This window comes from Cupriavidus sp. FW305-F7, assembly GCF_058782875.1.
The window spans coordinates 1-17,793 of the sequence record NZ_JBYSYC010000032.1 but is presented as its reverse complement, the minus strand read 5'-3'; the positions used below and the strand labels follow the sequence as shown (position 1 = coordinate 17,793).

Here is a 17,793-nt window from a genome sequence, read left to right as displayed (position 1 = left end):
GAATTTTTCCGGTTCAGGGCAGATTATTGTGGGTTTTGAAACCGATCATTGTGAGCGTAAGGGTTTACCGCCACAAGGGAAATCCCTAACATTGCGCTCATCGAATGCCGCAGTGCAACAACACTGAACCAAAAGGAATGGCATTCACCAGTTTTGAAGGAAGAGGTGAGCCATGAATACCAATCGCCGTGCCCTAGTCGCTGTCGCCGCACTCGCCGCCACCCTGGCGGCTGCGCCGGCGTTTGCCAAGAGTGGCAAATTCGATACTTACACTGACGGCGCGCGGTCTGGGAAGTACGATGTTTATACTGACGGCGCAAAAAGCGGCAAATTCGACACTTATACGGACGGCGCCAGGTACTACATTGCGTCCGACCGCGCCCCCCTCTAAGGCCTGCAAATCCCGGTCGGGGACACCCTCCCCCAACCCGGTTCCGCTCTCCTGAACCCCACACTTCCCCAGAGTGTGGGGCTTTTACTTTTCGGGAACCAGAACTTTCAGACGCCCGATACGGGGGCGTGCCGGGAGAAAGCCCCCGAAATGATACATATTCCCAGAAGTAATAAAGAACGTGGCTTTTATGCGCGTGACGCCAGATGCTCGAGCGCGCTTGGCGCAGCTAGGTCCCGGCTGCTGGAGCAATCGGAGTGACAGCGAGGCGCGCCCTGGATCCATCAATGGATATTCACCCCCTTGAGGCATGCGATCATCTCCAGAGACCCTCTGGTATTTGGTGCTGGTGCTGACCGCTCCGCAGGGCGCCCAATAGAGAAGGCGATTGATGGTCATCAACGGGCAGCGGCGACGTCGTCAAAGGTGCCGGTCGGGGCCCTCGGCCAATCCGCATCCGTCCGATCCGGCATAATGCCCGGCGCACCATGGCGCTACTGGATTGAACTGGGTAATGAAAATGAAGCCGGACATCTCTCGCGAAGAGACCTCACAAAGCACGGACGGGGGCGACGACTGCCCCTTGCGCTGGTTCGACGCGGATCTGGGTGCATTCGAATCGCTCGAGCGATTGATCGCCGAGCATCCGGCGGATTTCTTTGCGGGCGAGCGTTTTGATCCGGTTGGCGCGTGCGCCACACGCGAGGCGGTGTTCGCGTCGGTTGAGCTGCCCGAGACTCCGACATCGCCGCAAGCGCACGCCGATCATCTCCTCAACGACGTGTTTCGGCACGTGATGCCCGTGGCATCGCCTACTTTCGTCGGACACATGACGTCGTCGCTGCCGTCGTTCATGCCCTCGCTGGCCAAGGTGGTGGCAGCGCTCAACCAGAACGTCGTGAAGCTCGAGACTTCGGGCGCGCTGACAGGGCTCGAGCGCCAGGTCATCGGCATGCTGCACAAGCTGGTGTTTGGGCAGGACAGCGCGTTCTATGCGAGATGGCTGCACGATGCCGACCACGCGCTCGGCGCGATCTGTTCTGGCGGCACTGTCGCCAACCTCACCGCGCTATGGGCGAGCCGCAACAACTTGCTGGGCGCGCGTGATGGCTTCGCCGGCATCCATCGCGCCGGACTGGTAGCTGCGCTACGCCATTACGGCCATGACGGGCTTGCAATCGTCGTCTCGGAGCGCGGGCACTACTCGTTGCGAAAGGCAGCCGACGTCCTTGGCATCGGGCGCGACAATCTCGTGCCGGTCGGGGTCGATGCAGACGGTCGCATGCGCATCGACTTGCTGCGCGACACCATGCGTGACCTGCAGCAGCGCAACATCCGGCCGATGGCGATCGTCGGCATAGCGGGGACGACGGAGACGGGCGCGGTCGATCCACTCGACGCGATTGCGGATGTTGCTCATGAGGCCGGCTGCCATTTCCACGTGGATGCCGCATGGGGCGGCGCAACACTGCTGTCGGAGCGCGAGCGCTGGCGCTTCGCGGGCATCGAGCGTGCCGATTCCGTCGTCATCGATGCGCACAAACAGTTCTACGTGCCGATGGGTGCCGGCATGGTGCTGTTCCGGAGCCCGGCGTGGACGCAGGAAATCATCCAGCATGCGAACTACATCGTGCGCAAGGGCTCGGTGGACTTGGGGCGCCATACGCTCGAAGGATCGCGCGGCGCGGCGGCAGTCATGCTCTATGCGAACCTTCATCTGCTCGGTCGCAAGGGGTTGGCGCAGTTGATCGATCGAAGCATCGATAACGCTCAATACTTTGCATCCCTGATTGCGCAGCAGCCGGATTTCGAGCTCGATAGCCACCCGCAGCTTTGCATTCTGACCTATCGCCATGTGCCCGAGACCGTGCGCGCCGCGCTGGCAACGGCTTCGGCCGACAGGCGCGAGAAGATCCTGGACGCGCTGGATGCGCTGACCATCAGCATTCAGGAAATGCAGCGCGATGTCGGCCGCTCGTTCGTATCGCGCACGCAGTTGATGTCGACTCAGTGGGGTGGCCGCCCGATTGCCGTTTTCCGCGTGGTCCTGGCCAACCCGGATACGACGCATGCCATCCTGCAGGACATCCTCGACGAACAGCGCGCACTGGCGGCGGCCAGCCCATGCATGGCGCCGTTAATGGCGCTGATGGGGGCGCCGGACGCCGCGTGAGGCATTTGCAACTGGCGGGCGCCAGTCGTCGACCGTGTGTCGCTGGTAACGGTCCGAGACTCGTAGATTCGGTGGGCCTCTTCGGTAGTTAGACGAATGCAGTGTCAATGGGCGGCTGCAGTTCTGTAGCGACCGGCCAAGGCAGGAGTTCGTTGATCCGGTTGATGGGTGGGCGGCGATTCGCAACAGAAATAGCTTTCTGGGTTGAACCCGTTGAGTGTTGCCGTACCAATGACCGTTAACACGACCATCATGACCACGCTCACCTTCACTTTAACCGTTGAGCGGCTGCGGGCGCGCGGGCCCGAGTAGGAGGCGCAGGCCGATGTGTTGGCCAGTGCCTCGGCGCACTGGCTGCGTCACACCGCCGGCTCGCACATGACCGACCAGCGCGCGCCGGTTCCATTGCTAGTCGACATGTCATGCCATCAACAAGAGATCAAGGATAAGTCTCGTAGCATCCGGCACGCGACAAGCTCAGCTAGTCATGCCGCCATCCACCGACAATGTTGCACCCGTGACATAGGCTGCCTTGTCCGAGAGCAGCCACAAAATGGCTTCGGCAACTTCCTCCGGCTGACCGAGCCGCTGCATCGGAATCATGTCGTCAAGCAGATGCACATCGCCATTGGTCGAGCGCATGTAGTTTGGCGTCTGCGTCGCACCCGGGCACACCGCGTTGATGCGGATACCCTGGCCGGCATACTCCTTTGCGACAGCCTTTGTGAGACCGACAACCGCGTGCTTGCTCGCCACGTAATGGGCGATTCCGTTCATTCCGCGTAGCCCAAAAATCGAAGCGTTGTTGACGATGGTGCCGCCGCCGTGGCGTAGCATTGCTTCGACCTGGTACTTGACGCCGTAATATGCGCCCTTGAAGTTCAGGTCAATCACCCACTCCGATTCATCTACCGAAGTCTGGTCGATGGGCTTGAAATCGGCATGGCCACCGGCGTTGTTGAAGGCGAAGTCCAATCGCCCGAAGCGGGATTCGATAAGCGCTACGAGCTGTTCATTGTCTTCGCGACGCGATGCGTCGGTGATCCTTGGCGCGCTGTCTGAAGGCAGCATGGCCGTGGCGGCGCCGGCGCTGGCGATCGCCAGCCTGACCCTCGCCGTCAACCTCGTCATCGACAATCTGCCGGGTCGCTCGGCACGTAACGGAGTCAAATAAATGGGCACGTCCGTAAAGGTCAGCAATCTGCGCATCACCGCAGGCCAGGCGACGTTGGTCGATGGTGTGGACTTCGAGATCGAGCCCGGCAAGGTGCTGGCACTGATCGGCGAGTCCGGCTCGGGCAAGACCACCACCGCGCTGGCGCTGATGGGCTTTGCACGCCACGGCTGCGAGATCGCCGGCAGCATCCGGGTCGGCACCACCGACGTATTGCACCTCTCGCCCGGCGACCAGCGCCGGCTGCGCGGGCGCGGCGGTTTGACGACATTGCTTCTCCCCCTCAATCCGCAGTAACCTCTGCCCCATGCGGCAGGCACATGCCGCCCACCGCCCACGGAGAAATCCCCGCCATGCCGCGCAGACGACAGATCCTTGGCTACCTTCCGCTCGCGCTGACTACCGGGATGGTTGCCGCAGTGGTCCTTGGGAGTCGGCCGGCCCGCGCCGCGGCCATGCTGGGCGAGCAGGAGCCGCAAGCGCTCAAGGTCGGCTACAAGGCCGATTCCTCCACGGTTGACCCACAGAAATACCCTAGCCACAAGCCATCCCAGACCTGCGCCAACTGCCAGCTTTACCAGGGTGACGAGGGCAGCACTGGCGGCGGTTGTGCGCTGTTCGGCGGCAAAGATGTCGCGGCGAAGGGATGGTGCAGCGCTTGGGAGCAGGGCTGACATCGTGCCTTGCACGCTTTCGCCCGTAGCCAGTCCGTCATCTCACCCTGCCCGTCCTGGCTCATCCGCCGGCGTTGCGGCAGCAGACTCGTGTCGCTTCTGCGTAACGGCCGGTTGGCCGTTCCCGGCCGGCTGCTCGCCGTTCCTTGCGTATATCCTGTCCTTCCCGGAGATTGCGACATGGCCATCCAGCTCAACCACACCATCGTCTTTTCTCATGACAAGAAGGTCTCAGCCGACTTCCTCTGCGAAATCCTCGGACGCCCCCCGGCCGAGCCGTTCGGGCCGTTTCTCGGCGTCCGGCTGGACAATGACGTGACCCTGGACTTCATGGACGCGGAAGGTGATATTGCGATGCAGCACTATGCTTTCCTGGTCAGCGACGCCGAATTCGATCAGGGCTTTGCCCGCGTCCGCGCGCGCAACCTGACCTACTGGGCGGACCCGTACCGCCGCCGCCCCGGCGAGGTCAACACGGACGATGGCGGCCGCCGGATCTACTTCGAGGATCCGAGCAAGCACTTTCTGGAGATCTTCACGAAGGGCTAGGACGCAAGCGCCCGCTGCCGTGAGCCTTTGAAGAGACACTGGCGCCCTGCCACGCCCGCCCGAAATTTTGCAGCGTTGACTGCGCTTGGTTGATGCGGTTGCACCCCATAGAATGAAGTTGCGCCTTGGAAAGCGGCTCTGGTTTCTGCCGCATCAAAGGAGGATGTCATGGAACTTCATATGCAATCGCATCGCTACACGCACCGGTGGCCGGACTGGCGTGCAGCGGCGCTGGCGGGTCTAGTCGCCGGGGTCGTATTCCTGGTGCTCGACTTGCTGGCGGCCATGTTGATGGGGGCCAGCGTCTGGAGGCCGCTGACCATGATCGCGGCCATCATGCTGGGCCCGGATGTGCTGGCGCAAGCTGCCACCTTCCAGATGAGCGTGCTGGTAGCGGCCGTGGTGGTCCACTTCGTACTCTCTGTCGTGTTTGCGGTAATCCTGGCAACGATCATGGCGCCGTTCCGCTTTGATTCGAGCGTCGGCATGGCCTCGGTGGTGGGGGCGCTGTTCGGCCTGGTCCTGTACCTGGTCAATTTCCACGGCATGACTGCCGCCTTCCCATGGTTTGCTGAAGCGCGCGGCTGGGTGACCGCCATTGCCCACATCGTGTTCGGCCTGGTCGCGGCTGACTCGTACCTGAAACTGGAGAGGCACGCGGATGCGTCCGCCGGCGGAACCGGCGGTACCTAGGAGAGCAAGCGCAAAACGAGCAGCGACAGGGCGCGTGATCCATGCAGACCGTCGCCTATCCCTATCAGCCAGCGCCTGAACGGGGCACCTTGGCGTGCTTCCTGCTGGCCTTGTTCATGCACCTGCTGCTGGGTGTCCTGCTCTATTACGGCGTGCGCTGGCGCAGCGCGGCGCCGGAGGGTGTCGCGGCCGAACTGTGGGACGCGATCCCGGAAGCCGCAACGCCAGCGCCTGCAATCACGCCGGTGCCAAGCCCGAAGCCGGTCGAAGAGGAAGAGGCCGACATCTCGCTGCAGGAAAAGCAGCGCAAGGCCCAGCAGGCTGCGCGCGACGAAGCACAAGCGCGGCAGCGCGAGAACCAAGCCCGTGCCGAAGCCGCGCGCAAGGAGGCGCAGCGCAAGGCAATGGAAGCGCAGCGCCAGTCTGACAATGCCCAGCGCCAGGGCGAACTGGCGCGGTTGCGGGCCCAGGCGGGCAATACGGGCACGCGGGCCGGTTCCGGCTCCGGCGCGAAGCCTTCGTCCGGCTATGCCGAGCGGGTCCGGCAGCGGGTCAAGCCGAATATCATCTTCAATGATGAGGTCAGCGGCAATCCGGCGGCGGTGGTAGCCGTGGCCATGGCGCCGGATGGCTCAGTGCTGTCGGCGCGGCTCGCCAAGTCAAGCGGCAATGCGGCCTGGGACAACGCCGTGCTGCGCGCGGTGCAGCGGTCCGACCCGCTGCCGCGCGACGAGAACGGCGTCGCGCCCTCCAATATCCTCATTACCTTCTGGCCCAGGGACGAGGGCGGCTAGTACCTCCGGCCGTCCTGTCCAGGCGCTACACCTCCACGTAGCCCTTGCGCAGTTTCTCCGCCACCAGCTTGTCCGCCTCGCGCCGCGCCCGCTCGGCGCTGTCGAACGCCTTTACGCTGGTCTGCCCTGTGCTGCCGATGCGGCCATAGGTGACGGAGAGCTCCGCCCCGCGCACGCTGGCACGCCAGAACTTGCGCGACGTGCCCTGCTCGAAGCGCAGCGTCCGCACCAGCTCCGCTTGCGCAGCCGATGCCGTCGCCGCGTCCGTCCGGGCCTCGCCCGTTGACGCCGCATCCTGCACCGCGGCAGGCTTCGTCAACGGCACCGGGATCTCGACCTCGACGTCCAGCGCGCGATCCTCGCCATCGGCCAGCATGGCCTCGATGCGGGCCAGCACCGCTTCCGCATCGTCGAGCCAGTCCTTGCCCGGAATGTCCAGCACCCGCCAGCCAAAGCTGCGCAGGATGCCGGGGCGGAATACATAGCGCTCGGCGGTGTCCGACACCGCCTCGGACGGCGTATCGAGCAGGATCGCCAGCGCGTAGCCTTGTCCCGACGGATCGGCGATGGCCAGGTCGCAGCGAAACTGCGAGCGGCCGACGTTGGCGTGCACCTGGTGGCCGCGCGCACGCAGCGCCTCGGCCAGTGCGTCGCGGATGCTGTCCGGCGTGGGTTCGCGCGTAAAGGCGTCGCGCGCGCCGGGGTTCAATGCGCCCAGCACCGACTGGGCGCGCTCGAACTGGCCGCGCGCGCTGGCCTGTGCGAACTGCAGGAACGCGCGCAGTGCGGCCGCGCCGTCGTTGTGCACATTGGTGATCGCCTCGGCCTGGACCGTCGATACCACCGCCATCCGATGGCGCGCGCGGCTGAAGATCACGTTCAGGCGCTTCTCGCCGCCGCGCTGGTTGATCGGGCCAAAGTTCATCAGCATCTTGCCGTCCGGCCCGGGCGCGTAGCAGATGCTCAGGATGATGACGTCGCGCTCGTCGCCCTGGACATTCTCCAGGTTCTTGACGAACAGCCCGTTGAACTGGTCGTCGTCCTCGCGCACGTACTCGCGTTCGAGGCGCATCGCGAAGTCCGCGTCCTCGGCGGCCAGCGTCTCGAGCGCGGACTCGATGGCGCCCTGCTGCGCCTCGGAAAACGCCACGATGCCCAGGCTCAGCCCGGTCTCGCGGCGCAACAGTTCGCGCACGGTCCGGGCGATGTAGCCCGCCTCGGGCGCATTGCGGCGGTCGGCGTAGACGCCGTCTGCCAGCCGGTGGAAGCTGACCGGCCGCGCCAGCAGCGCGTCGGCGCCCGCGATGCCGGCATCCTCCTGGTCCGAGCGCAGCGCAGGCGCCTCGTCCTCGGCCTGCTCCAGCAAACGGTCGGGAATGGTGACGAGGCGCCCGTCGTAAAACGCCGCGTTGGAAAAGCTGATCAGCGATTCGTGACGGCTGCGGTAGTGCCACGCCAGCAGCGTGGCAGGCAGGTTGCGCGCGGCCTGGTTCAGCAGGCTGTCCGAATCGAGGTTGATGGCGATGCGGTCGCCCTCCTCTTCCACCACGATCTCGTCATCGCCTTCGGCGCCGCCGGCCGTGAAGAAGCTTGTCGGCGGCAGCTGCATCTCGTCGCCGACCACCACCACCTGGCGCGCGCGGCTCAGCGCGGGCACGGCCTCTTCGGTCGGGATCTGGCTGGCCTCGTCGAAGATCACCACGTCGAACAGGTCCGGCGACAGCGGCAGTGTGTCGGATACCGACAGCGGGCTCATCAGCCAGATCGGCTTCAGGTCGTTGATGACGATGCCGGTCTCGTCGTCGGAGAGATCGCGGATCGAACGGTGGCGCATGCTCTTGCCGAACTCGTGCTCCAGTTCACGGCGGCCCGTTGCGTATTGCTTCTTGAACGCCTTGCTGTCGGCGTCCAGCATCGTGGCCGACAGCGAGGACACGCGTACGTTCTCGGCGAACTGCCTGTGCCGCGTGGCGCGCACCACTTGCGCGTTCAGCGCGAGCAGTTCGCGCTGCCCTTGCGCCACGGCGCGCGCGGCCTGCGCCAGCGCCGCGCCGCCAAAGCGCGCCAGCACCGGGTTCTCACGCGCGAGACGGCGCAGCGCCTCGTCGGCCACCAGCGCCTCGAGCTGTGCCGGTGCATGATCGAGCCACTGCAGCGTGGCGGCGCAAGCGGGGTCGCCCGCATGCACCGCGCGCAACAGCGGCAACAGGTCTGGCAGGTCATCGAGTGCCTCGCGCAGGTCGCGCAGCAGTTCGGCGATGTCGCCAAGGCGTGCGTCGGCGGCCAGCGCCAGCCCGTCGCGCACACGCTGCGCGAGCTTCGCCAGCGCCTCGCGCGCACCGGCTTCGGCGCGCGCCGCGGCGACCGGATCGACGGCCTGGCGCAGGTGTGCGACCAGCTCGCGCGGGCCTGCGCCTGACTGCAGGCGCTGCTCGAGTTCGCCGAGCGCGCGCAGGAAGGCCTGCATCTCGCTCACGCCGTAGCGGCGGCGGCTGTCGGCATCGGCCGCTGCCAGCGCGGCGCTTGCGGCGTGCTCGGCGGCCAGCGCTTCCAGCACCTTGCCGTAGCCCGGGTGGACGGCGTGCTTGCCGAAGTCATAGCGGCGCTTCAGTTCGCCGCGCAGGCGCCACCATGCGGGCTGCAGCCAGCGCGCGAATGACGGCTCCAGCCGCCGCGTGAGTGCCAGTGCCGATTCGGTATCGCCGGGGCTCAGCTTGTCTTGCCAGTTCGAGGTTGCGGCTTGCGCGTCGGCGAGTGCCTGCGCGCACCGCTCCAAATCTGCGCGAACCTCGCGCAGCGCGCCTTGCGCCGGCGAGGCCGGATCGAGCAGGTCCAGGTGGGCGGCGAGGCCGGTGTCGAGCAGCCACTGGCTGTCGGCGGCAATCGCGCGTGCCTGTTCCAGCGCAGTGTCCTGGCTGGTCAGGCTTGCGGTGCTGTCCAGCAGCGGGTCGAGCACATCGAATAGCGCCTCGGCGTCATGGCACAGCTGCTCGGCGCGGCCATAGGCGCGCTCGTCGGCCAGCAGTTGCGGGGACAGGCGCGCGAACGGATGCGCGGCAAGGCTGTCGAGACCGAAGCGCTCGCGCATCGCGCGGTGCACGCGGTGCGCGAGATCGCGCTGACGGTCCCAAGCGGCCAGCGCCGGCAGGCGCTCGCGCAGCGCAGGCCCCGCGTCCGGCACGGCCGGCAGCGCGGTGACGCGGCGCAGCAGCGCACGCACGCTGTCGCCGAGTGCCTCGGGCACTGCCGCCATCGCGACCTCGAACGCGTCGATACGCTGCTGGTGCGCGGCCAGTGCCTTGGCCACCTGCGTGCGGCGTGCCGCCAGCGCGTCGCCGTCATGCGGCTGCGCGATCCACTGCTCGTAGCAGCCGCGCAGGTCGGCGATGAAGGCCTTCTTGTCGGTCTGCGAGTCGTGGATCAGGCAGCACAGCGAGTCCAGCCCGCTTTGCTTGAGCCGATGGAACACCACGTCGAGCGCGGCGCGCTTTTCGCAGACGAACAGCACGCGCTTGCCGCGGCCGGCGTAGTCGGCGATCAGGTTGGTGATGGTCTGCGACTTGCCCGTGCCCGGCGGGCCCTGGATGATAAAGCTGCGCTGGCTGCGCGCCAGGCCAACCGCTGCGTTCTGGGTCGCGTCGGCCGCCACCACGTTCCACTGCTCGGCCGGTGCGAGCGGTGCGGGCGCCTGGGTCTCCACGTCGCGCGGATCGATCGAGAATACCCGGTCGAACGCCGGATTGGCGCCGGGCTCGTCCAGCAACTGCGCGTAGTCGCGCACCAGCGACATCTTGCGATAGTTGAAGTTGGCAAGCGTCACCTGCGTCAGGTCCAGGTCCCAGGCATAACGGTGGCCCTCGGACTCCTCCAGCATGTAGCCCTGGCGCTCTTCGCTTTGCGCGGCGGCGGAGCCGCCCATGTGCGGCTGCCGCGGGCCGGCGCCCGGCGCGGCGCCCGCTTCGAAGCGCTGCGGCAGTTCGCTCGGCCGCACCCAATGCTCGAACAGCGCGCGCCCCAGCGGCCGGTAGTCGTCCTGCGCATAACTGTACGGCGGCAGCCAGCCGCCGCTGCGCGCGGCGGCCGTGCCCGGCCTGCGCCGCTGGAACTGCTGCATCCGCTGCAGCGCCTTCTGCCGCACCAGCCGCACTGCGGCCTTGTCGACCAGGCGCAACTCGACCGAGGGCTCGGAGCGGCGAATCTGCGCGAGGATGCCGGCATGGATCTCCTCGATCGAGGTCTTGTCGAGATCCACGGTCTCGTCCAGCCGGATGTCGTACAGCTGGTGCAGGTAGTGGCGCAGCACCGGGTTGAACTCGGCCTCGCCGCCCGCGCACTGGATCACGTACTGGTCGCGTACGCCCTTGCGTTTGACCAGCTCCACCGGCAGCCACAGCAGCGGCGTCACGATGCGCTCGTCCGGCGCCTCCTTCAGGTTGTGCCAGCGCAGGAACGCCACCACCAGGCGCAGGTTGCTGAAGCCGTATTCGGCGCGGTCGCGGCGGGTCTCGGCGATCAGGCGGTCGAGCGACGCCGGCAGGTAGGGCTGGTCGTCGAAGCGCAGCCATTGCTGCAACGACACCGGCTTGCCCGCCACCAGGTCGGCCGCGAACGGTCCGCCCCAGGTGCAGATATGCTCGGGCCGCACGCTTTCGATCTGCAGCATCAGCGGCACGCTGGCCACGGTGACGTTGACGGTGGCCGCGGTCGGACGGAAGTGCAGCAGGCGGTTGCGCCGCGAGAGATCGAACAGGCGGTCGCGCAGGTGCGTGAGCACGGCGGCGCGGCGCGGCGTGGCGCCGGTCGTGCCGGCCAGTGCGCGTTCAACGTCCAGTCCCAGCGGCTGCTCGCGCCACGTGCGCAGCCGGGTCGCCAGCGCGGCGACATCGGTGGCGCGGTCGTGGCGGTTGATCTCGGTCATCTCGACGATCACCGCCGCGACGATCGGATGCAGGCGCTCGTGCAACAGGAACAGGTTGCGGCGCTGCGCGACGAAACTGCGCAGGTCGTCCTCATCGGCAAAGTCCAGGCCGCAGGCGAGGCTCGCGAGCACCATGCCGAGCAGGAACACGTCGCCGATCTCGTCGTGGTGGCCAAGCAGGCGTTCCCAGCTGGCCGGACCGCGTAGATAGACCGGGCGTTCAACCGGCGCCGTAGCGTCAAGCTGCAGCGCCAGGTCGGCCTGGTCGCGCTGTCCGTCATCGGCGTGGCCGAGCTGCAGCGCCCCGACGATATTCAGGCCCGAGGCCGGATGCGGCTGCACGCGATGCACCGCGCCGATGTCCATGACGGGCGCTTCGCCATCGGGCCGGCGCAGGCGCAGCGCGCCGTCCTCGTCCACCAGGATGCTGTCGGGATCGAGCGCGGCCACCCTGCCCTGCGCGTGCAGCGCGGCGACCTGCGCGAACAGCGGCAGCACCAGCACCAGGACGTCGTCGGTGGGCAGCGCCGCGCCCGCCTGCGCGTCGACCAGGGCGCGCAGCGTGCGCGGCTCGCTGCTGCCGGTCATGTCCGGAATGGTGTTGGTGCCGTGGGTCGTGCTGTCAGTCATGCCCGGCCCTCCCTGGCCAGTTCGCGGTGGAGTTGGCGCTGGAAGCGGTCCAGCTCGCGCTTGCCGAAGCCGGCGTCGCGGCGCAGGTTGCCTTGCAGCGCTTCCAGGCTGCCCAGCGCCTGCGCCACCTGGCCGGCGCGCAGCAGCGCCGCGTCCTGCTGGTCGGGGTCGGCGAGCGCCAGGTCCATCATCAGTGCGTTGAGGTAGCCGCGTACGCTGTCGTCGGCCACGTCCGGCCCCAACCCGTCTGGGCCGATCACCGGTTCGTCGTCGCGCCAGTCGGGAAACATCATGCGAACCTGCGCGAGCACCGCCTCGCTCGCCAGCACCGTGCCGGCGAGGAAGTGCGCCAGGAAGCCGCGCGTCAGCGCCTGCAGCCGGACCTGTCCCGGCAGGTCCAGCTTCTCCAGCGCCAGCGGGCCGTGCAGCCGGGTTTCGATCCATGGATCGAGATCGGCAGCGCCTTCCCACCACAGCGCCAGCGCGCGCGCCCGGATAAAGGTCTCGGGATGGCTGTGGGCGGCGCTTGCGCCCGCCTCGTGGGATTCGATCTCGGCCGCCTGGCGCAGGTAGGCGGCCGCGTCCACGCTGCCGATGCCGGTCTGCACCTTGACCAGCGTCGACACGGCAGGCGCCACCGCGCCCGCGGCCACGGCCCCGCCGCGGTCGGCGAACAGTTCGGTGTGCAGCGCGTAGCGGCGCCAGGTCTCGCGATGGCTGGCGCTGGCGCCGGGCGCGGCCAGCGCGTCGTTCAGGATACGGTCGGCCACCAGGAACTGGCCGTCGTCGCGCGACCACAGCAGGTAGTGGGCCAGCTCATGGCCGAACACCGCCAGCAGTTCCGGCGGCGACAGCCGTTCCAGCAGCGGCCCCTGCAGGACGATGTGGACCTCGCCGGGCACGTAGACCAGCGAGGCGTTCATGTCCTGGCCCGGGGACTGGTAGAGCGTCGCGGGCGCGTCGATGCCGAGCCGCGCCATCGCCTCGGCCAGCGCCGCGTGCACGTCGGTATGCGCGTCCGCCTCGATGCGGTAGGTGTCGCGCAACAGCATCGAGCGCAGTGCCTCGCGTTGATCGGCGCCGGTCGCGCGGGCGCCGGCCCAGCGCCAGACCTCGGGCTCATGGCGGCGCAGGTAATCGACCACCGTTGCGTGATAGGCCAGCGGCACCAGCGCGCCGCGATCCGGGGCGTGAGAGTCCATGCGGGACGTTCCAGGGTTGCGTGGAGGCCGATTCTACAGGGGGAACATGCCGCAGGCGCCGTCCATCAGCGCGGGCAATGCCCGCATTGGCATGGCCAGCCTGATGCTGTCGGGACTAGTCGGGGGCGGGGATGCCGGCGCGGGAAGCGGCTGACGGCTGAAGCTGTTGGTTTGGGCGGGCGGCTGATACGCCGCTAGTTTGTTTCTGCCCAACATTTGCTGCGCCAACCGGGCGGAATTCGCTGATGACGGGGCTGCGGCTCCATTTTTGCCGGTCCGCATCCGGTGGCACAGCTTCTGCGTATAAGCGAGAGGACGCCCGCAGCGTTCTGCCCTTCTTACCGCAAATCGGAGTACCGCCATGATCCGCCAGCTCGCCAACACGATCTTCGCCAGCGCCGCGATTGCAGCCGCCTGCACTGCCGGCATTGCCCATGCCGCCGCCCGCGACAGCGCTCCTGCCGGTGACAGGTCCGGCTACACCTTCCGCGTCGACATGCGCGACGTCTATAGCGACGGTGCGCGGACCAGCCGCTTCGACGTCTTCATCGACGGTACCCGCGTTGAGGCTCCATCCGTCAGCGAGCAGTCCGTTTCTGGCCTGGACCGCGGTAGCGTGTCGGCCGATCCTGCCCGCAAATTCGACGTCTACACCGACGGCGCCCTGGCAGGCATGGACCGCAGCGGTCCTTCAGCCGATCCCGCGCGCAAGTTCGACGTCTATACCGACGGCGCCCTGGCATAAGCCCGTGCACAGCGGGCCTGCCTCAGGCAGGCAGCCATCTTCAAATGCGCTTGTGCGCCCTTTGGAACGTATTTCTCCCGGCTCCAAAGGGCGCTTTTTTGCCGGCGTCAGCCCAGTTCCGGGTAGTCGACGTAGCCGTGTGCACCATTGCCGCCGTACAGCGAAGCGTCTTCAAAGGGACGGTTCAGCGGCTTGTTTTCGCGGAAGCGGCGCGGCAGGTCGGGGTTGGTAATCATCTTGCGGCCGAACGAGACCATGTCGGCACTGCCACGACGAATCGCCTCTTCGGCCGTCTCCTTGGAGTAGCCGTTGTTGACCATCCATACGCCGGTGTACAGGCGGTGCAGCGCTTCATAGTCGAAAGGCGCGTTGTCGCGCGGACCGCCGGTGTGGCCTTCCACGACGTGGATATACACCGGGTGCAGCTTCTCCAGTTCACGCACGACATGTTCGAATAGCGGCTGCGGATTGCTCTCCAACGCGTCGTTGACGGGCGATACCGGTGCCAGGCGAACGCCGACCCGGTCGGCACCGATCTCTTTGACCACGGCAGCCATGACTTCGAGCAGGAAGCGCGCGCGGTTTTCGATGCTGCCGCCATACGCGTCGATGCGCTTGTTGGTGCCGTCGCGCAGGAAAGCGTCAAGCAGGTAGCCGTGCGCACCATGGACTTCGACGCCGTCGAACCCAGCCTGAACGGCGTTGGCCGCAGCAATGCGGAAGTCGTCCACGATGCCAGCGATCTCTGCAGCCTCAAGCTCACGCGGGACCGAGCATTCGACGTAGCCTTTGCCGTTGATGTAGGTCTTGGCATTGGCGGCGATGGCCGACGGGGCGACCGGGGGCTGATTATCCGGCTGGAAGTACGTGTGCGACATGCGGCCGGTGTGCCAGATCTGCAGGAAGATCCTGCCGCCCTTCGCGTGGACCGCGTCGGTCACCCTCTTCCAGGCAGCGATCTGCTCGGCGGTGTAGATGCCCGGCGTATTGGTGTAGCCCTGGGCAGTGGTCGAGACCTGCGTGGCTTCAGCGATGATCAGGCCCACGCTGGCGCGCTGGCTGTAGTACTCGACCACCATGTCGGTCGGCACCAGGTTGTCGTCGGCCCGGCTACGCGTGAGCGGCGCCATGGCCATGCGGTTGGCAAGTTCGAGCTTGCCCAGCTTGATCGGCTGGAACAGCGCGTCGGCGAGGAAGGCTTCGTTCTGTACACCCATGAATCACTTACTCCGTGGTTGGTCTATGGCTTGTTGCGGCCAGAACCGCCGTTAGCGGCCGGCTGGAACAGGTGGTCAAACATCAGGTCGACGCTGCGGCGCAGCGGCTCGACAGAGCATTCGAGCTTCATGCGCAGCAAGGCGCCCTCCCAGGCATCCCACGCCAGCCCTGATAGCTCGGCAGGCGCAATGTCCGTACGGATTGCGCCCTGCGCCTGGGCCTGGCTGATCATGCCGGCCAGGCGTTCGCGCCAGGCCATCTGGGCTGCCTGCAGGGCTGACCGGCAGGTGTCGCTCGACAAGGCGATTTCCGCCGCAAAGTTACCGATCAGGCACCCCGCCTGCACCGTCCTGGAGAGGTGGTAGGCAATCATCTGGGTAAAGACGTAACGGATTGCCGCCATCGGCTCTGGCGGCGCGGCTTCCATCATGGCTTCCCACGACCGCTGCAGGTAGTCCGCATACTGCGCGACGATGACCGCGGCAAACGCTTCCTTGCTCTCAAAATGGTTGTAGAACGAGCCCTTCGGCACGCCGGCGTGGTCGGTGATCTGCTGGATGCCGGTGGCGTTGTAGCCGTGGCGCGTAAACAGTTCGCGCCCCGCCTTCGTCAAACGGTTGGGGATGTCGGTCTTGTCTGCAGTGCGTGCCATGGCGGAATAATATGACCAGTCGTCTTACGATGTCAAACGGACCTGCGCAAGCGTAGGCAAGCACGCATTTCCGGCCCTCTTCCGGGCACACGATATTTTTCCTTGACAAGGGAAGACCCATGCTCCAGTATGCATTAAATCGCATGCGATCTACGCGGATGCGATTTATATGCAGCTGACAACCACCAGAGATCCATTCCATGAGCAAGATCGAAAAAGTCCTCGCCACCGGCAAGACCCACACCATGCACAGCAGCGCCGGCGTTACCTCGCGTGGCCACAATGGCACGCTGGACATCGCGCTGTCGCCCGGCAACAGCACCAACCCGGCGCACGTGTTCACGACCGTCCAGCCCCACCCGACCGCGGAACAACTATTCGCGGGCGCCTGGTCGGCGTGTTACATCGCCGCAGTCGGCCTGGTGGCCAAGGAGATGAAGCTGGAACTGCCGTCCGACCTGGCCGTGGACATCGAAGTCGACCTGGGCCAGACCGGCGCGGAATATTTCCTGCAGGCACGCCTGAACCTGCGCGCGCCGGGCCTGCCGCAGGATGTCGCTACGCAACTCGCTCACGCCGCCGATGCGATCTGCCCCTACTCGAAGGCAACCCGCGGCAATATCGAGGTGGCGCTGAACGTGTTTACGTCGTAACTCCCTTGACCTTTTCGTTATTTCACATTAGTCGCATGCGATATACTCGCATACGACTATAAATCACATGATACAAGGATGCATACCATGACCACGCTCACCTCCATCGCCCGCTACACCGTTGTCGCCGCCGCCCTGTTGACCGCCGCCGCCGCGCAAGCCGCCGGTTCGGCGCGCGACCCTTTCACCGAGGGCGCCCGCTCGGTCACCAGCGCAGCCGATCCGTACACCGACGGCGCACGCTCGGTACACGGCACGCGCAGCCCGTACTACGACGGCGCCCGCGGCAAGGTCGACCCTTACCTCGACGGCGCACGGGCCTGAGACCGCGTAGCGCCGCGGCGGCCAGATCGTGCGCACGATTCTCCGCCGGTTCCTGGCGCCCTTTCCTCGGGCTCCAGGAACCGCCGCCGCGGAAAGTTATAGCACCTGCGATCAAATCGCACACGACCTATAATTGACGCTTGCGATCCATCCGTCTTTGGCCAACGAGGCAGCAAATGAAACCCACCGACAAGCCCGCCACAACCCCGACGCTCTCAGACTTCCTGTGCTTCGCGGTCTATTCCGCGAACCTCGCCTTCGGCAAGGCCTACAAACCGATCCTTGAGCAACTGGGGCTGACCTATACGCAATACATCACCATCGTTGCGCTATGGGAGCAGGACGACCAGACCGTCGGCAGCCTGGGGGAGAAGCTGTTTCTCGAATCGAACACCCTGACGCCGATCCTGAAGAAGCTGGAGGCGATGGGCTATGTGGAGCGGCAGCGCGACCCCGAAGACGAGCGCCAGGTACGCGTGCGCCTGACCAAGGCCGGCCGCAAGCTGCGCGAGCGGCGCCTGGAATCCAACCTCGCCGGAGCGACCGGCCTGGCCCCGGACGAATTCGCCCGGATCCAGAAGGCGGTTGCGTCGCTGCGCAACAACCTGATCCAGTCGGTGAAAGACAACGAATGAACCAGCACACCGGATACATGGCCATGACCAGCACAGCCGCCCAGTACAGCCCGATCAGCTGCGAGTTCCACGACCGCCTGGAAGACCTCGCCACCGTGCGCAGGCCCACGCAGATCCACTACCGCGACGCCGATGGCTTGCTCCAGCAGCGCACCGCGACCATTGCCGACGTGTACAGCCGGGGCGGCGCCGAGTATCTGACGCTCAAGACTGGCGAGACCCTGCGCCTGGACCAGCTCCTGGAAGTCGACGGCGAGAAGCTGGCGGACTACTGAGCCCGCAAGATTCCGAGCCGGAAAAGACAAAACCCCTCGCAGCACACGCTGTCGAGGGGTTTTGGGAATAAGAGCCTGGCGATGACCTACTTT

Annotated in this window: 16 protein-coding genes and 3 pseudogenes; 14 read left to right on the top strand and 5 right to left on the bottom strand. The window is 66.2% G+C overall.

Annotated elements, in window-relative coordinates:
* The first annotated feature begins 172 nt into the window (after positions 1-172).
* The 3 genes and pseudogenes from AC3WL8_RS26150 to AC3WL8_RS26140 form a co-directional block, all read left to right on the top strand.
* A complete protein-coding gene (locus AC3WL8_RS26150) occupies positions 173-391 on the top strand; it encodes a hypothetical protein (protein WP_153955777.1) in 219 nt (72 codons plus the stop codon).
* A 520-nt stretch (positions 392-911) separates the two neighbouring features.
* On the top strand, positions 912-2,564 hold the full coding sequence (gene panP / locus AC3WL8_RS26145; protein ID WP_153955776.1) for a pyridoxal-dependent aspartate 1-decarboxylase PanP: 1,653 nt from the start codon (positions 912-914) through the stop codon (positions 2,562-2,564).
* 267 nt (positions 2,565-2,831) lie between these two features.
* A pseudogene (locus AC3WL8_RS26140) lies at positions 2,832-2,958 on the top strand (tyrosine-type recombinase/integrase); the annotation flags it as partial.
* A gap of 83 nt (positions 2,959-3,041) precedes the next feature.
* Here the strand turns inward: AC3WL8_RS26140 and AC3WL8_RS26135 are convergent.
* Positions 3,042-3,635, bottom strand: coding sequence for an SDR family NAD(P)-dependent oxidoreductase (locus AC3WL8_RS26135; protein ID WP_492379088.1), 594 nt, complete (start codon positions 3,633-3,635; stop codon positions 3,042-3,044).
* Here AC3WL8_RS26135 and AC3WL8_RS26130 point away from each other — a divergent pair.
* The 6 genes and pseudogenes from AC3WL8_RS26130 to tolA all read left to right on the top strand — a co-directional run.
* A pseudogene (locus AC3WL8_RS26130) lies at positions 3,610-3,738 on the top strand (ABC transporter permease); the annotation flags it as partial. The gene AC3WL8_RS26135 and the pseudogene AC3WL8_RS26130 overlap by 26 nt on opposite strands.
* A pseudogene (locus tag AC3WL8_RS26125) lies at positions 3,739-3,993 on the top strand (ATP-binding cassette domain-containing protein); the annotation flags it as partial.
* Positions 3,994-4,091: 98 nt separating this feature from the next.
* Positions 4,092-4,412 carry a high-potential iron-sulfur protein gene (locus AC3WL8_RS26120; protein WP_153955775.1) on the top strand — a complete coding sequence of 107 codons (321 nt, stop codon included), beginning with the start codon at positions 4,092-4,094 and terminating at the stop codon, positions 4,410-4,412.
* Positions 4,413-4,592: 180 nt separating this feature from the next.
* The gene (locus tag AC3WL8_RS26115) at positions 4,593-4,961 is read left to right on the top strand and encodes a VOC family protein (RefSeq protein ID WP_211979735.1); all 369 of its coding nucleotides are present in this window, start codon (positions 4,593-4,595) and stop codon (positions 4,959-4,961) included.
* A 168-nt stretch (positions 4,962-5,129) separates the two neighbouring features.
* Positions 5,130-5,654: a hypothetical protein gene (locus AC3WL8_RS26110; protein ID WP_211979734.1), complete on the top strand. Its 525-nt coding sequence runs from the start codon at positions 5,130-5,132 to the stop codon at positions 5,652-5,654.
* Between the two features lie 41 nt (positions 5,655-5,695).
* Entirely contained in the window at positions 5,696-6,448 is a 753-nt protein-coding gene (gene tolA, locus AC3WL8_RS26105; RefSeq protein ID WP_153955772.1) for a cell envelope integrity protein TolA, read from the top strand.
* A gap of 25 nt (positions 6,449-6,473) precedes the next feature.
* Here tolA and AC3WL8_RS26100 read toward each other — a convergent pair whose 3' ends face one another.
* Both AC3WL8_RS26100 and AC3WL8_RS26095 read right to left on the bottom strand, forming a co-directional pair.
* Positions 6,474-11,996, bottom strand: coding sequence for an AAA domain-containing protein (locus tag AC3WL8_RS26100; RefSeq protein ID WP_492379087.1), 5,523 nt, complete (start codon positions 11,994-11,996; stop codon positions 6,474-6,476).
* Complete coding sequence (locus AC3WL8_RS26095; protein ID WP_492379086.1) at positions 11,993-13,198, bottom strand: M48 family metalloprotease; 1,206 nt, start codon at positions 13,196-13,198, stop codon at positions 11,993-11,995. The genes AC3WL8_RS26100 and AC3WL8_RS26095 overlap by 4 nt, the downstream gene beginning before the upstream one ends.
* A 361-nt stretch (positions 13,199-13,559) precedes the next feature.
* On the opposite strand from AC3WL8_RS26095, the gene AC3WL8_RS26090 reads away from it, so the two are divergent.
* A complete protein-coding gene (locus AC3WL8_RS26090) occupies positions 13,560-13,943 on the top strand; it encodes a hypothetical protein (RefSeq protein ID WP_153955769.1) in 384 nt (127 codons plus the stop codon).
* 107 nt (positions 13,944-14,050) lie between these two features.
* Here the strand turns inward: AC3WL8_RS26090 and AC3WL8_RS26085 are convergent, their stop codons facing one another.
* Both AC3WL8_RS26085 and AC3WL8_RS26080 read right to left on the bottom strand, forming a co-directional pair.
* The gene (locus AC3WL8_RS26085; protein WP_492379085.1) at positions 14,051-15,160 is read right to left on the bottom strand and encodes an alkene reductase; all 1,110 of its coding nucleotides are present in this window, start codon (positions 15,158-15,160) and stop codon (positions 14,051-14,053) included.
* 23 nt (positions 15,161-15,183) lie between these two features.
* Complete coding sequence (locus tag AC3WL8_RS26080; protein ID WP_492379084.1) at positions 15,184-15,813, bottom strand: TetR/AcrR family transcriptional regulator; 630 nt, start codon at positions 15,811-15,813, stop codon at positions 15,184-15,186.
* A 200-nt stretch (positions 15,814-16,013) separates the two neighbouring features.
* Between AC3WL8_RS26080 and AC3WL8_RS26075 the strand changes: the two genes are divergently transcribed.
* The 4 genes from AC3WL8_RS26075 (at position 16,014) to AC3WL8_RS26060 (ending at position 17,700) form a co-directional block, all read left to right on the top strand.
* A complete protein-coding gene (locus AC3WL8_RS26075) occupies positions 16,014-16,466 on the top strand; it encodes an Ohr family peroxiredoxin (protein WP_153955767.1) in 453 nt (150 codons plus the stop codon).
* A gap of 78 nt (positions 16,467-16,544) precedes the next feature.
* Positions 16,545-16,790 (top strand): hypothetical protein, encoded by a 246-nt coding sequence (locus AC3WL8_RS26070; protein ID WP_234788249.1) that lies wholly within the window; start codon positions 16,545-16,547, stop codon positions 16,788-16,790.
* A 176-nt stretch (positions 16,791-16,966) separates the two neighbouring features.
* Entirely contained in the window at positions 16,967-17,425 is a 459-nt protein-coding gene (locus AC3WL8_RS26065) for a MarR family winged helix-turn-helix transcriptional regulator (protein ID WP_492379083.1), read from the top strand.
* A 23-nt stretch (positions 17,426-17,448) separates the two neighbouring features.
* Positions 17,449-17,700, top strand: a complete 252-nt coding sequence (locus tag AC3WL8_RS26060; RefSeq protein ID WP_013956673.1) for a hypothetical protein — start codon at positions 17,449-17,451, stop codon at positions 17,698-17,700.
* The last annotated feature ends 93 nt before the right edge of the window (positions 17,701-17,793 follow it).